Origin of the sequence: Pseudohoeflea suaedae (genome assembly GCF_004354915.1) — a bacterium.
In the GTDB taxonomy this organism is placed as follows: Bacteria; Pseudomonadota; Alphaproteobacteria; order Rhizobiales; family Rhizobiaceae; genus Pseudohoeflea; species Pseudohoeflea suaedae.
The window spans coordinates 275,305-288,696 of the sequence record NZ_SMSI01000004.1 but is presented as its reverse complement, the minus strand read 5'-3'; the positions used below and the strand labels follow the sequence as shown (position 1 = coordinate 288,696).

Here is a 13,392-nt window from a genome sequence, read left to right as displayed (position 1 = left end):
GAATTCTAAGTATTTTACTGCCACCGCATCACGTCATCGACAAGTGGAAATTTGCGTAAGGCTTGGGCAAGTTTGCTACTGCTACTATATGTGCGACCGGCGGCACAACGAGGCAACTCGCTGTCGCACGACGGGCATCGATCCTGCAAAGGCATCGATGCCCGTCGAATTTTCTCTGCAGAAAACTCAGCTTCTTTCGAAACGCGGGCGCCAGCGCGCCATCAAGGCCGAATTGGTCACGACCGACACGGAAGAGAAGGCCATGGCAGCCCCGGCAAAGACCGGCGGCAAGATGCCGAACGCGGCAAGCGGAACGCCCACCAGATTGTAGATCAGGGCCCAAACGAGATTCGAGCGGATGGTCCGGCGGGTCTTGCCCGCGACGTCGAGCGCGGCTGCGATCAGCCGCAGATCCGGGCGCATGAGGGTGATGTCGGCGGCTTCCCGCGCGGCGTCGGTGCCGCCGGCCATCGCAATGCCGAGATCTGCAGCGGCGAGGGCGGGGGCGTCGTTGAGACCGTCGCCGACGAATGCAGCATGGCCCTTCGTCTCCTGCGAAAGCGTACGGATCGCCTTCAGCTTGTCATCGGGTTTCAGTCCCGAGCGGAAATCGGAAAGGCCGATGCGGGTGGCGATGTCGCGTGCCGTCGGCTCATTGTCGCCGGTCAGCATCACGGTCCGGATCTCGGCTTCGTTCAGCTCCGCGATAGTTGAGGCTGCATTCTCTCTCAATTCGTCGGCCAGCCGGAGAGCGCCGATCCAGCGGTCGCCACGGGCAACATGGGCAAGCGTGCCGGCCGCGTGCAGGTCGTCCTCAACCGGAATATGGACGGCTTCGGCCAGGAGAAACGCCCGCGAGCCGACGCGGATCATCGTTCCGTCGATCCGGCCTTCGAGACCCATGCCGGGCACGGCGCGGATTGCTTCGGCCTGCGGCACGGCGAGGCCGTTACCTTCGGCGCGACGAATGACGGCGCGGGCGAGGGGATGTTCGCTTGCGGTTTCGATGCTCGCGGCGATCGCAAGCAGGTCGTCGGGAGCGACGTCGTCCGCCGGCAGGATGTCTGTGATCTCCGGCTCGCCACGGGTCAGCGTGCCCGTCTTGTCGAACGCGATCGCGTGGATCGATGTGGCGCGCTCGAGTGTCTCTATATCGCGGATCAGGATCCCGGCGCGAGCTGCCGCTCCTGTCCCGGCAACGAGCGCCGTCGGCGTGGCCAGGCCGAGTGCGCAAGGGCAGGCGATCACCAGAACGGCAACCGCCGCGACCATGGCGGGTTCCACGCCGTAGCCGGCCATCAGCCAGCCCGCGAATGTCAGGGCGGCGATCACCAGGATGATCGGCACGAAGACTGCCGAGATGCGGTCCACCAGTTTCTGAACCGGCGCCTGGCCGGTCTGGGCCTCCTCCACGAGCCTCGTCATGCGGGCCAGACGCGTATCGGCGCCGGCGGCGGTCACTTCCACGGTAAGCACGCCATCGGTATTGGTGGTGCCGGTCACCACCATGTCACCGGGTTCGCGGGGCACCGGCAGGCTTTCGCCCGTCACCATGGCCTCATCGAGAGAAGAACGGCCTTCGATGATGCGGCCATCCGCCGGAACACGGGTGCCGGGGCGGATAATGATGCGGTCGCCTATCGCGAGGGTCTCGATACCTACCCTTTCCGTCTTGCCGGCCGTATCGATTATCCTTTCCGCGGTATCCGGTTGCAGCTTGCCGAGGGCCCTCAAGGCTCCCGCGGCACCCGACTTGGCGCGCGCTTCGAGATATTTGCCGAGCATGACGAGGGTGAGCACCATGGCTGCCGCCTCGAAATGAAGATGCGATGCCATGCTTTGCGCATGATGGGTGCCCGTGCCAGGGGCCGCCATCACCCAGAGCGACCAGAAATAGGCCACGCCGGTGCCGAGACTGACCAGCACTGCCATGTTGGCCGATCCCCCGCGCAAGGCGCCAAAGGCCTCGCGCCAGAAGCGCGTGCCTGAGGCGAGCATGACACCGGTGGTCAGGATGGCCTGCCATCCCGCGCCAATCCAGGAGTCGCCAAGGCCGGTCATCATCGGCAGCGTGCCGATCATGATGGGCAGCGTGAGAAGGGCGGAAACGACAAGGCGCAGAAACGTCTGGCGTTCTTCGGCGCGTCGGGCGGCATCGCGCTTCGCATCCGCCAGACGTGCGGCGGCGAAATCCGTCCGGCGCAGGATCGCGCCGTAGCCGGCCTTGCCTATGGCCTTCGCCAGGACATCGCTGTCGAGACCGGACCCGGAGATGTCGGCGCGCTCGAGCGCCAGATTGACGCTTGCCTTGTCGACGCCCGGCTGGCGCGAGAGCACCTTTTCAACGCGTGCGGAACAGGCTGCACAGGTCATGCCGGTGATGTCGAATGTCAGATGATCGGGGGTGGCGGTCACCGGCTTGCCCTCGTGCATTGAAAAATGGCGGGGTCAGTCGGTCCGGCGGGAGACCACGTCGAAGCCGCTGTCCTCGATCGCCGCGACGAGCTGGTCCAGCTTGCCGGCCTGCGCGTCGGCGGTGAGCTCGCCCTTGTCCAGGCTTACGGTCACATTGTCGACGCCGTCGATGCTGCGCGCGGCCTTCTCCACGGAGCTGACGCAGCCGCCGCAGTGCATGCCTTCGATTTTCAGGGTGATAGCCATGCCCATATCCTCACAGTCTGCCCGGCGCGATTGCCGGGACAGATTCCATATGGGGATCTGCTGGGTGGCGGGTCAAGCCGCTCAGGCGCTGGCTTTCATCCGCGTCTCGCCGTAGATGGTCTCGAGCGTTTCGAGGACCTTCACTGCGGCATCCGAATTCAGGGAGTAGTACAGGTGCTGGGCATCGCGGCGAGCGGTGACGAGGTTGAGCTTGCGGAGCTTTGCAAGGTGCTGCGAGAGTGCCGACTGGCTCAGGCCGATCTTGTCTGCCAAGGCCCCGACAGCAATCTCCGAGTTCAGCAATATGCAAATGATCTGGAGGCGTCTCGCATTCCCCATCGTGGAGAGGAGCTTGGCCGCCTGATCGACATTCTTCGTTAAATTCGCGCTACAATTCTTCATGAGCAATCCCGTAAACCGAACTGGCACATATTGTATCGCGATTCCCTGATGAATTGCTAGCGAATATGAGAAATTTCAGGTTATTTCTCGTGCGTTACGTAAAAGTGCTGACAGGTAAGGTCGCAAGTCTTCAATTTTTACGAGTGTTTCCAGGAAGTTGACACGCAGGATTTCGTCGCCGCACGCCAGATCGACACCAGCCGCATCGATTCCGACGAATCGCCAGCCGGTCTTTTTGGACTTACCGAAGGCCTTTGCGTAGAGATCCGCAGCCTCCTTGTGGTCGCTGTTCATGTGCGCGACGCCCGACGGTTCAAGCTGTGCGAGTTCCGTCATCACGGGCGAGGCGATGATCAGATCATCCGCTGTCGGTGCATAGGCTTTCCCGAAACCGCCATTGAGGCTGACAGCTTTCGGCACCAGGCGGAAAAAGGCGAAGTCGGGGAAATCGACATAGAGTTTTGCCTTGGGATGGCGGGCGATGAAGCGCTGCTTGATGCGGGCATGTGCATCGTCGTTGCGTCCGACTTCCTCGGCCACACATTTGAGCGTGAGGCGGGCATGGGCGAGGGGGTCGCCCTTGCCGACCTCTCCGAAAAGAAGCGAGGCGCGCGGATCGGCCCTCAGCGCGGCCATGTGCGGCGCCAGCGCGGAAATCAGGATCACCGGTACGCCGTCGACGTCGGTGCCGGTCAGAACCCGGCTTGCATTGGGGTGGCCGGTCTCGGCATCGATGACAGCGATCGCCGCGTAACGCGCCGCGCGCACCAATCCGCGAGCGAGCGTGCGCGCGTCGTCGTCGGTTTCGCGCAGCACGTCTTTTTTCTTCTCGGTCATTCGCGCATTCCGGTTGGGCTGAGCTGGCTCTTATTTGGGTGCCATGCGGATGGCTCCGTCGAGACGAACCGTCTCGCCGTTGAGCATCACGTTTTCAACCATATGCATGACGAGAGAGGCATATTCCTCCGGCGTGCCCAGGCGCGAGGGGAAGGGGATGGACGCCGCGAGGCTGTCCTGGACTTCCTGCGGCATGGCCTTGACCATGGGGGTGCCGAAAATGCCGGGCGCAATGGTGTTGACGCGGATGCCGAAACGGGCGAGCTCGCGGGCAATCGGCAATGCCATGGCGTGGACGCCGCCCTTGGAGGCCGAGTAGGCGGCCTGGCCGATCTGGCCGTCGAAGGCTGCGACCGATGCGGTGGAAACGATGATCGCGCGTTCTCCGTCTTCCAGCGGATCGAGCTTGGCGGCGCGGTCGGCGACAAGGCGGAGCATGTTGAAGGAGCCGACGAGGTTCACTTCGATCACCTTGCGGAAGAGATCGAGATCGTGGGGGGCTTCCCGGCCCACGACGCGCGACGCCGGTGCGATGCCGGCACAGTTGACGAGGATGCGGGCGTCGCCATGGGCATCGGCCGCCTGGGTGACTGCCGCCTGGGCGGCATCCGCGCTCGAGACGTCGCAGGCAATGGCGATGCCGCCGATCTCGGCGGCGACCTTTTCGGCCTGGTCGAGATTGACGTCGAGCAGGGCGACTTTCGCACCTTCGGCGGCCAGCCTGCGGGCGGTTGCCGCTCCCAGTCCCGAGCCGCCGCCGGTGACGATCGCTGCCTTGTCCTGAGCCTTCATGGTTGTCCTCCCCGGGTTGATGAACTCGGGGAGGTTTGTTCACCCGCGCTTGTGGCGTGTCAAGCCGGAGACCACGTCCTGGGCCGAGATCGACCCTGCGACACTTCCCCGCTGGATGACGCCGATCGTGCCGGGACGGCGCGAGAGCGCATCCATGACTTCCGCCAGCGGCGTCTCCGGTCTGACTGTCGCCGTGACCTGTCCCTGCTCGGTGCCGGGCCTGACCGGAACCATGACGTCGCCGGCCGTCAGCATGGAGATCGGGTTCATGTTGGCCACGAAATCGGCCACATATTCGTTGGCCGGATTGTCGACGATCTCGCGCGGTGTGCCGCACTGGACGATGCGCCCGGCTTCCATGATGGCGATGCGGTTGCCGATGCGGAAGGCTTCGTCGAGATCATGGCTGACGAAGAGGATCGTCTTGTGCAGCTTCTGCTGGAAGTCGAGCAATTCGTCCTGAAGCCGCGTGCGGATCAGCGGATCGAGCGCCGAAAAGGGCTCGTCCATAAGGAGTATCGGGGCACCCGTCGCGAAGGCGCGAGCCAGTCCGACGCGCTGCTGCATCCCGCCCGAAAGTTCGCCGACCTTGCGATCCGCCCATTCGGCGAGACCGACGAGTTCGAGCTGTTCGGCAACGCGCTTCTTGCGCTGCGCCGGTTTCTGGCCCGCGAGTTCGAGGCCGAACCCGACATTCTCTGCAACCGTGCGCCATGGCAGGAGGCCGAACTGCTGGAAGACCATCGAGACGTGGTCGGCCCTGAGCTGACGGAGTTGTCTGGGCGTACAGGCATAGGGATTGGTGACCTCGTCGCCGCACTGCACTTCGACCGTGCCGCGGCGAACGGGCGCCAACCCGTTGACGGCGCGAAGAAGCGTCGACTTGCCTGAGCCCGAGAGGCCCATCAGAACGAGGATTTCGCCCTGCCGGATATCGATGTCGGCATTGGCGACCCCAAGGACCGCGCCGGTTTCGGCCGCGATCTCGTCACGGGTCGCGCCCTGGTCCAGAAGGCCGAGGGCCTTGTCCGGCTTGTCGCCGAAGATGATATCGACGTCGCGGATGGTGACGGCTGCTTTGCTCATTGCACGTCCTCCCCTTCGGTGCGGAACATGCGGTCGAGCACGATCGCGAGGATTACGATGCAAAGCCCCGCTTCGAAGCCCTTGGCGACATTGACCGTGTTGAGCGCGCGCACGACAGGAACGCCGAGACCGTCGGCACCCACGAGGGCGGCGATGACCACCATCGACAGCGAGAGCATGATGGTCTGGGTCAGGCCGGCCATGATCTGCGGCAGCGCATAGGGCAGCTCGATCTTGGTCAGCACCTGTCCCTTGGTGGCGCCGAAGGCAAGTGCGGCTTCCTTGAGCGGCGTGGGCGTGGCCGCAATGCCCAGACGGGTCAGGCGCACGGGGGCGGGGATGGCGAAGATGACGGTCGATATCAGGCCCGGAACCATGCCAAGTCCGAAGAGGATCAATGCGGGAATGAGATAGACGAAGGTCGGGATCGTCTGCATCAGATCGAGAACGGGTCTCAGAATGGAATAGAGCCACTTGCGGCGCGCTGCGGCGATGCCGAGCGGCACGCCGATCAGCATGCACACGGCAGTTGCCGCGATGACGAGCGCCAGCGTCTCGGTCGTTTCTTCCCAATAGCCCTGGTTGATGATGAACAGAAGTCCGATGCCGGTCAGCGCAACCGGCGCGATCTTGCGGCGCAGGAGCCAGGAGATGCCGCAGAATACGGCGACGATGACGAGCGGGTGGGGCGTCTGGAGACAGAAGAGGAGAGCGTCGATCAGATGACTGATGGCGTAGGAAATTCCGTCGAACAACCAGCCGAAATCATCGGTGAGCCAGTCGACGAAAACCTCTGACCATTTGCCGATGGGGATCGTGTGGTCTTCAAGCCATTCCACGTGGGAGACCTTCTGTTTGGTAATGGAAGCAGTTCAATGCGGGAATGAAAGCCGGACGGCGCGATCGCCGCCCGGTATCGGTCAGGCTGGAGTCCGATCAGAGATCGAGCTCTTCCTTGACGGCAGCCATGGCGTCGCCGCCGTCGAAGGTGGTCACTCCGGCAAGCCAGTCGTCGAGCACGGCCGGGTTCTTCTTGAGCCATGCTTCGGCTGCATCCTCCGGATCCTCGCCGTCGTCGAGAATTGCGCCCATGATCTCGTTTTCCATGGCGAGCGAGAATTTCAGGTTGCCGAGGAACTTGCCGACATTGGCGCATTCCGAAACATAGCCCTGGCGGACATTGGTGTAGACGGTCGCGCCGCCGTAATCGGCGCCGAAGACGTCATCGCCGCCCGACAGGTAGGTCAGCTCGAAATTGGCGTTCATCGGGTGCGGCTCCCAGCCAAGGAAGACGACAGGCTCACCGGCCTTCTTGGCGCGGGCGACCTGTGCAAGCATGCCCTGCTCGGAGGATTCGACGACCTCGAAGTCCTTCAGGCCGAACTGGTCGCCGGAGATCATGTCGAGGATCAGGCGGTTGCCGTCATTGCCCGGCTCGATGCCGTAGATCTTGCCGTCGAGTTCGTCCTTGTGCTTGGCGATGTCCTCGAAGGACTTGATGCCGAGCTCTGCGCCCTTGGCGTTGGTGGCGAGCGTATATTTGGCGCCTTCCAGGTTCTCGCGCACGGTTTCGACCGAACCGTCTTCACGGTAGGGCGCGATGTCGCCTTCCATGGTCGGCATCCAGTTGCCGAGGAAGACGTCGATGTCCTTGTTCTTCAGCGAGGTGTAGGTCACCGGCACGGAGAGCACCTTGATGTCGGTGTCGTAGCCGAGCGCGTCGAGAACAACCGTCGCGGTCGCGGTCGTGGCGGTGATGTCAGTCCAGCCGACGTCGGAGAAACGAACGTCCTTGCAGCTGTCGGGCTCGGCTGCGAATGCGGTGACGGTACCGGCGGCAAGTGCCGCGGCAAGAGCGATGGTTCTTTTCATCTGTGATGGCTCCCCTGTTGGTTGAGAAAAAAACAAGCACTGAAACGATTCAAACTCAAGAAGGTAATGGCCCAAATGGCGCCCCGTGCGGGTACATGTGCGTTCCTAGCAGAACTTAGAGAGTTGTTGAAAGGGTCAAGGGGGCGGTGGTCTTCGCCGGTACGGGTTGGCATTAGGAGGAAGATCATCATGCCCCGAGAAAGCTGACCGCCGTGGCCAAACTCTATTTCAATTACTCGACGATGAATGCCGGCAAGTCGACGCTTCTGCTGCAGGCTTCCTACAACTATCGTGAGCGGGGGATGCGCACGGTGCTGTTTACCGCAGCGCTCGACGACCGGGCCGGCGCCGGCAAGATCGCTTCGCGCATCGGTCTTTCATCCGAGGCCATTCCGTTCCGGAGCGAGGACGACCTCCATGAGGTGGTGAACGGCCTCATGTCGGAAGGCCCGATTGCCTGCGTCTTTGTCGACGAGGCGCAGTTCTTGTCCGAAGAGCAGGTGTGGCAGCTGGCACGGGTCGCCGACCGGCTCGGGGTGCCGGTCATGGCCTACGGGCTGAGGACCGATTTTCGCGGCAAGCTTTTCCCCGGCTCCGAGGCGCTGCTGGCGATCTCCGACAGTCTGCGCGAGGTTCGCACGATCTGCCACTGCGGACGAAAGGCGACCATGGTCGTCCGTCAGGATGAGAGCGGCGAGGTCATTCGCGAGGGCGCGCAGATAGAGGTGGGCGGCAACGACAAGTATGTCTCGCTCTGCCGGCGGCACTGGGAGGATGCGATGAGGGGTGGCGAAGCCTGACGGCAAGCACCTGAAATCCCGCGACATATTGCCCATTTCAGGCAAAGTGCCGTTCACGCCGCGCGACTTTCCTTGCCTTTGGATCGCGGGTGGGACAGATAGTGACGACCCGCCACAACCGTCTGCCACGGAGGACAAAACGTGTTCAAATCCCATATTTTTCTAGCTGGAGCGGCGATGGTGGCCGGCCTCCTGGCCGCGACCGCGGCCCATGCCGACGGCGACGCCGTGGCCGGCAAGACCGTCTTCAAGAAGTGCGCCGCCTGCCATGCCGTAGACGGCAAGAACAAGGTCGGGCCGCATCTCGACGGCATCATCGGCCGTCCGGTCGCCTCGGTCGAGGACTACAAATATTCCAAGGCCATGGAAGAGCATGCCGCTGAAGTTCCGGAGTGGACCGAGGAAGCGCTGGCTGCCTATCTTCACAAGCCCAAGGCGGTGGTGCCCAAGACCAAGATGGCTTTTGCAGGCCTGAACAAGGACGAGGACGTCGCCAACGTCATCGCCTATCTGAAAGATCCTTCCGCCGCCGAGTAAGCGACTTGCAGCGCAGAAGGAAAATCGAAGCCGCCCGGACCGGGCGGCTTTTTTCATGGCCTCAGGATTACCATATGATACCCGCTGGTATACAAGATCAGCGGGGCTTTGGTGCGAGTGGCGCACTCGAGCAAAGAGGTGGAGATCAGCCATGGCGAGCATTGCCAGTTTCGACAAGGAAATCCAACAGACACGCCGGACCATCGACGAGATGCGCAGCAAGCTGACGCAGTCGGGCGTGGTGCTGGAAAGCCTGGCTGACAGCGACAAGGCGATCGGCGATACCAATTTCGATATCGAGAATGCCCGCATCGAGGATGTGCTGCAGCAGCAGAAGGTGATGGAAGCCAATATCGCCGATCTCATCATCGGGCTCGAGGACGCCACCAATGTCTTCGGCGCGGAGTTCGAGAGCATGAAGGGCTATTCGGGCTGGGAGAACGTCGTTTCGGTCTTCTCCAAATCCCGCGCCCAGCGCATGCGCTCCGACCGTGTGCGCAACATGTCGCTTGCCGGCAACCTGCAGGAACTTCTGGCCAAGTCCGACTCCATCGTCGTGATCCTCAAGGATCAGAAGAACATTCTGGAGGAGCGCTACAAGACCTCCGAGGCGAGTCTCATCAAGGTGATCGACCGCCGCAAGGCAACGATGGCGAGGCTCGAGGAAACGCAGGCGCGCATCGAGGAACTCAACCCGATGCTGCTGGATGTCGAGAACCGGATCGCGGCATCGACCGACCAGAAGACGCGCACGGATCTCGAATCCGAACGGGCCGCGCTCGCCACCGAGTATAACGAGAAACAGGCCAAGGAGCAGGAGCTGCTGGCCGAAAGCCAGACGCTCGAGCGCTACACCTCGATGTTCCAGACCTTCGTGGATTCGCTCAACAACCAGATCGCGGCACAGTCGACGCTGATCAACAAGCTGACCATCGACACCGAGCAGCGCATCGTTCTCTACAAGTCGCTCGAGGATTCCCTGAAGACCGCGGCCCAGCAGGATGTGGCGCACAAGATCAACACGCTCGGTTCCAAGGTCGACACGGCGGCGGAGGAAACCATGGCCGGCATCGGCGCGGCCGCGCAGAAGCATATCGGCGACCTTCTCGAGATGCATGAGAAGAACATGCTGTCCACGCAGGACATCCAGCGCCGCAAGAAGCTTGCCGACGATGCCTTCCAGCGCCGGTTTTCCGAGGTGATGGAAAAGCACAACTCCGCCAAGTACGTTCAGTAGGGCATGGTCACGACGGCTCCGGAGAGAGACGGCATGGCCAGCGATCCTTCGCGCAAACCGGTCGAAAACTATTTCGCGGCAATGCGTGCGGCGCTCAAGGGGCTGCGCCTCTATCTCGCCGACGATGCCTCACCGATCTATGGCCACGGGATCGTCGGCCAGGTGATGGCGGGTTACGTCAACCGGCTGGAGGCGAGTTTCGCATCCTGGGAGAACCGCGTCGCCTTCATGGAACGCTTCCGGGTCAATCGCGCGGAAAGCGGGTTTCCCGTTTTCCAGAACGTGCTTGAACTCGAAAACGATCGCCAAACGGCGGAAGAGCGGCTCGCGGCTATTCCGGCAGCCGATGCGATCAAGGCCGAGATGGCGGATTTCATTCTTCGGCACAAGGCGTTTCCCGGCAAGTTGCAGACCCAGATGGCCGAACGGCTCTATCTCGAGGGCGTGCGCGCGGGAGAGCCATTCGGGCCGTTGGTGCTGCCGGAAACGATCAAGGTCTCGGTCAACCCCAAGACGATGCGGCCCAGCTACGTGGTGCACTGGGGCGTCTTCGACGGCAGCCATATCCTCCCGATGGTCTATGTGGCGAGCATCGAGGATTCGACCGAACGCCTGCGCGAGATGCTGGTGACCGATCAGGGAAAGCTCGAGCCGACGGTACGCATTCCGCTGCCTGTCGGCGGACTGTTGAACCCCGAACTGGCGCGCGCCTTCGATGGGTGCGTGGAGCGCAACGGCGCTTATTCGCTCTCGCCGGTGACGATTGCGCAGACTATCGACAAGGAATTCCCCGAGCTGCATCCAAAGCAATTGCGCCGCATCGTGCTTGGGCCGTTCTATTCGGCCGGGGTGACCGAGAATTCCGGCCGGGTGGCGGATATCCTGTCGCGGGTGCGCAATCCCGACAATGGCTGGGTGCTGACCTGGACGATCCAGGAAGTCTTCTCCAAGGCCGAACGGCCCGCCGAGCGAGGCTTGTGGAGTTCGACGCCGGCCTCCGAGGAATTCCACATCGAGACCGAGAACCTCGAGGCGGTCCGCCAGGGGGTGAGCGCATACGAGAAACACGCGCTGGTGCCGCATGACGCCTATCAGGCGCTTTACGCGGAGGGCGAGGCGGAGCGTGTCTTCGCCGATTACCGCGTGCACGTGATTTCGGGAAACCAGGTGATTACGGAGGTTTGATGCGATGAGCCAGACCGCGGGACTGACCACTTTGTCGGAAGACGACATCGAGACCCATCGATCCACCGCGCAGCAGATGGTGACACGGATCGTCGTCGTCAGCTCCGATGACGGCGCCTCCAGGACCTCGCTTGCGGGCACCGGGCGGCGCTTCGTCTCCACCGTTTCCACGGGCGGCATGCGGCGGACACAGGAAGTGGAACTGGCCAAGACGATCGCCAGCCTGCCGCCGCAGGATCCGATGCTTTCGATCCCGCAGCACACGCTGCTCTATCGGGCCAGACGCGGGATCGCAGTCGCGCTGGCAGTCGCAGATACATTCGGGCGTCAGAGCGATCTCGAGGATCTGAAGGCGCGCAATCTCGGCGCCCCGCTGCAAGGCGAGGAGGCCCAGCGGTTTCGTGATCTGCTCGGTGCTTCGAGCTATGTGGCGGCCTTCACCTTCGCTGCCTATCTTCTGCAGACGCTGGAGGGAGAAAGCGAGCCCGCCGAGGAGGGGGACGAGCCGAAGATCGAGTTCGACACGCCCCAGGATGCACTCAAATCACTGATCGCCGGGCTGGACGGTGCCATTTCCAGCGCATCCGATGCGGCGGCGATGACGGCGCGGGCGCGGGCTTTCGCCCGCGAGGCCATCGAGGCGCTTCTGGCGCGGATTGCGCGTTTTGCCGCGCTCTCCGGTTTTGCGCAGTCGCACATCCGGCTCGAGAGCGACAATTTCACGCTCGACGGTTTCGAGGTGGCGCCCGGGCAGCGCCGCAAGCCCCTTGCCATGAGCTTCAAGAAGCCGCACGAGATCGTCGGCAACCATCTTGCCAAGCATCAGGCGATGCGGTTGTCCCGGATGATCATGGCCTACGACTTCGAGCGGCAGATGAACCCGTTCGTGGAACTCGGCGGCTTTCTCTTCACCTTTATCGGCGACGGGGCGCCGGGTACGGGCAAGACGATCCTGATCCAGATGATGGCGGGGCTGATCAACGAGTACTGCCAGGTCGCCGGCTATGCGTTTCACTACGAGAATTTCGGCGTCGACCAGATCTCGTCCTACCAGGGTAAGTCCGGGCAGAACTGCAAGGCCTTCATCGATGCGGTAATCAATCCGCGCGCCATAGGCTTCGGCACGATCGACGATATCGACCAGGTGGCGGCCAAGCGATCCGACGACAGGGCGTCTTCTGGCCAGCAGGAAGTTACCGCCGTCCTCATGGAAGCCTTTGCAGGCGCAACCACGGTGGTGCGCGGCAATTGCAGCTTCGGCATGTTCTCCAACTATCCCGAAAACGTCGACGATGCGCTGAGGCAGCGCGCCGGTGCACGCTGGCTGATCGACGGGCCGCAATCGGAAGCCGACTATATCGACATCTTCGCGCTGCTTGCCGGCAAGAACCACGCAATTCCGCTCGGTTCCCACGATCTCTATGCGAGCCAGGAAATCAAGCGGGCGGTGAAGTCCGCCTATGAGGATCATTCGCGTCCCGACGAGGACGGGCTTGCGGCGGTATGGGAACGGTTTGAAAAGGCGCATGGCGCGCCCAAGACGCTGCGCGACATCGGCGTCTATCTGCACATGATCAAGCAAGCCGAGCCGCGCTTCACCGGTCGGGCGATCAAGAACATCACCGATGCGATCAAGATGCGGGCGATGGATTTCGACCTGCCGGACGACTGGTTCGAGACGCCCGAACCCTTTCTTCACAAACCCTATGACGAGAAGCTGGCGATGATTTCCGAATTGCGCGAGCCCTTCACCATCGACATGGTGATGCAGGAAATCAACCGCTATGCCGATTCCGAATTCCGCTACACCGACCGCGCCGACGACGCGGCCGTGACCGATATCATTCGCCGCGAGCGGCAGCGCGATCGGGCGCTGAAGGAGATCACCGCGATGAAGGAGGATGGGCGGTGGAATTAGGTGATGGTTCCCGTGCTTTCAGCGTCGCGCCCGCATTCTCGACCGCTGTCGGCTATCGGCCGGTT

General features: G+C 62.6%; 13 protein-coding genes. 5 read left to right on the top strand and 8 right to left on the bottom strand.

All coding sequences use genetic code 11. The features are described 5' to 3' along the window. Positions 1-186: 186 nt before the first annotated feature. The 8 genes from E2A64_RS17350 to E2A64_RS17315 all read right to left on the bottom strand — a co-directional run bounded on the left by E2A64_RS17350 (position 187) and on the right by E2A64_RS17315 (position 7,650). Complete coding sequence (locus E2A64_RS17350; protein WP_244598353.1) at positions 187-2,415, bottom strand: heavy metal translocating P-type ATPase; 2,229 nt, start codon at positions 2,413-2,415, stop codon at positions 187-189. 33 nt (positions 2,416-2,448) lie between these two features. Continuing rightward, positions 2,449-2,661: a heavy-metal-associated domain-containing protein gene (locus E2A64_RS17345; RefSeq protein ID WP_133285775.1), complete on the bottom strand. Its 213-nt coding sequence runs from the start codon at positions 2,659-2,661 to the stop codon at positions 2,449-2,451. A gap of 81 nt (positions 2,662-2,742) precedes the next feature. Beyond that, on the bottom strand, positions 2,743-3,063 hold the full coding sequence (locus E2A64_RS17340) for an ArsR/SmtB family transcription factor (protein WP_133285774.1): 321 nt from the start codon (positions 3,061-3,063) through the stop codon (positions 2,743-2,745). Positions 3,064-3,138: 75 nt separating this feature from the next. Further along, positions 3,139-3,900 carry a HugZ family pyridoxamine 5'-phosphate oxidase gene (locus E2A64_RS17335; protein WP_133285773.1) on the bottom strand — a complete coding sequence of 254 codons (762 nt, stop codon included), beginning with the start codon at positions 3,898-3,900 and terminating at the stop codon, positions 3,139-3,141. Between the two features lie 30 nt (positions 3,901-3,930). Beyond that, a complete protein-coding gene (locus tag E2A64_RS17330; RefSeq protein ID WP_133285772.1) occupies positions 3,931-4,692 on the bottom strand; it encodes an SDR family NAD(P)-dependent oxidoreductase in 762 nt (253 codons plus the stop codon). Between the two features lie 39 nt (positions 4,693-4,731). After that, positions 4,732-5,778, bottom strand: coding sequence for a choline ABC transporter ATP-binding protein (choV, locus tag E2A64_RS17325; RefSeq protein WP_133285771.1), 1,047 nt, complete (start codon positions 5,776-5,778; stop codon positions 4,732-4,734). Then, positions 5,775-6,617, bottom strand: a complete 843-nt coding sequence (gene choW, locus E2A64_RS17320; protein ID WP_133285770.1) for a choline ABC transporter permease subunit — start codon at positions 6,615-6,617, stop codon at positions 5,775-5,777. Before choW ends, choV begins: the two co-directional genes overlap by 4 nt. Positions 6,618-6,714: 97 nt before the next feature. Then, positions 6,715-7,650: a choline ABC transporter substrate-binding protein gene (locus E2A64_RS17315; RefSeq protein ID WP_133285769.1), complete on the bottom strand. Its 936-nt coding sequence runs from the start codon at positions 7,648-7,650 to the stop codon at positions 6,715-6,717. Between the two features lie 212 nt (positions 7,651-7,862). Between E2A64_RS17315 and E2A64_RS17310 the strand changes: the two genes are divergently transcribed. From E2A64_RS17310 to E2A64_RS17290, 5 genes are all read left to right on the top strand, one after another. Beyond that, entirely contained in the window at positions 7,863-8,450 is a 588-nt protein-coding gene (locus E2A64_RS17310; RefSeq protein ID WP_133285768.1) for a thymidine kinase, read from the top strand. Between the two features lie 177 nt (positions 8,451-8,627). Beyond that, positions 8,628-8,987, top strand: a complete 360-nt coding sequence (locus tag E2A64_RS17305) for a c-type cytochrome (protein WP_133285767.1) — start codon at positions 8,628-8,630, stop codon at positions 8,985-8,987. Between the two features lie 151 nt (positions 8,988-9,138). Beyond that, positions 9,139-10,224, top strand: a complete 1,086-nt coding sequence (locus tag E2A64_RS17300; RefSeq protein WP_133285766.1) for a hypothetical protein — start codon at positions 9,139-9,141, stop codon at positions 10,222-10,224. A 33-nt stretch (positions 10,225-10,257) separates the two neighbouring features. After that, a complete protein-coding gene (locus tag E2A64_RS17295; protein ID WP_133285765.1) occupies positions 10,258-11,409 on the top strand; it encodes a hypothetical protein in 1,152 nt (383 codons plus the stop codon). A 4-nt stretch (positions 11,410-11,413) separates the two neighbouring features. After that, positions 11,414-13,327 (top strand): AAA family ATPase, encoded by a 1,914-nt coding sequence (locus E2A64_RS17290; protein ID WP_133285764.1) that lies wholly within the window; start codon positions 11,414-11,416, stop codon positions 13,325-13,327. Positions 13,328-13,392: the final 65 nt, after the last annotated feature.

Excerpts from the sequence above, each read along its gene's own strand:
- E2A64_RS17330 (WP_133285772.1), bottom strand. The coding sequence starts at position 4,692 with ATGAAGGCTCAGGACAAGGCAGCGATCGTCACCGGCGGCGGCTCGGGA.
- E2A64_RS17295 (WP_133285765.1), top strand. The coding sequence starts at position 10,258 with ATGGCCAGCGATCCTTCGCGCAAACCGGTCGAAAACTATTTCGCGGCA.
- E2A64_RS17335 (WP_133285773.1), bottom strand. The coding sequence starts at position 3,900 with ATGACCGAGAAGAAAAAAGACGTGCTGCGCGAAACCGACGACGACGCG.
- E2A64_RS17305 (WP_133285767.1), top strand. The coding sequence starts at position 8,628 with ATGGTGGCCGGCCTCCTGGCCGCGACCGCGGCCCATGCCGACGGCGAC.
- E2A64_RS17290 (WP_133285764.1), top strand. The coding sequence starts at position 11,414 with ATGAGCCAGACCGCGGGACTGACCACTTTGTCGGAAGACGACATCGAG.
- choV (WP_133285771.1), bottom strand. The coding sequence starts at position 5,778 with ATGAGCAAAGCAGCCGTCACCATCCGCGACGTCGATATCATCTTCGGC.
- E2A64_RS17315 (WP_133285769.1), bottom strand. The coding sequence starts at position 7,650 with ATGAAAAGAACCATCGCTCTTGCCGCGGCACTTGCCGCCGGTACCGTC.
- E2A64_RS17345 (WP_133285775.1), bottom strand. The coding sequence starts at position 2,661 with ATGGCTATCACCCTGAAAATCGAAGGCATGCACTGCGGCGGCTGCGTC.
- E2A64_RS17340 (WP_133285774.1), bottom strand. The coding sequence starts at position 3,063 with ATGAAGAATTGTAGCGCGAATTTAACGAAGAATGTCGATCAGGCGGCC.
- E2A64_RS17300 (WP_133285766.1), top strand. The coding sequence starts at position 9,139 with ATGGCGAGCATTGCCAGTTTCGACAAGGAAATCCAACAGACACGCCGG.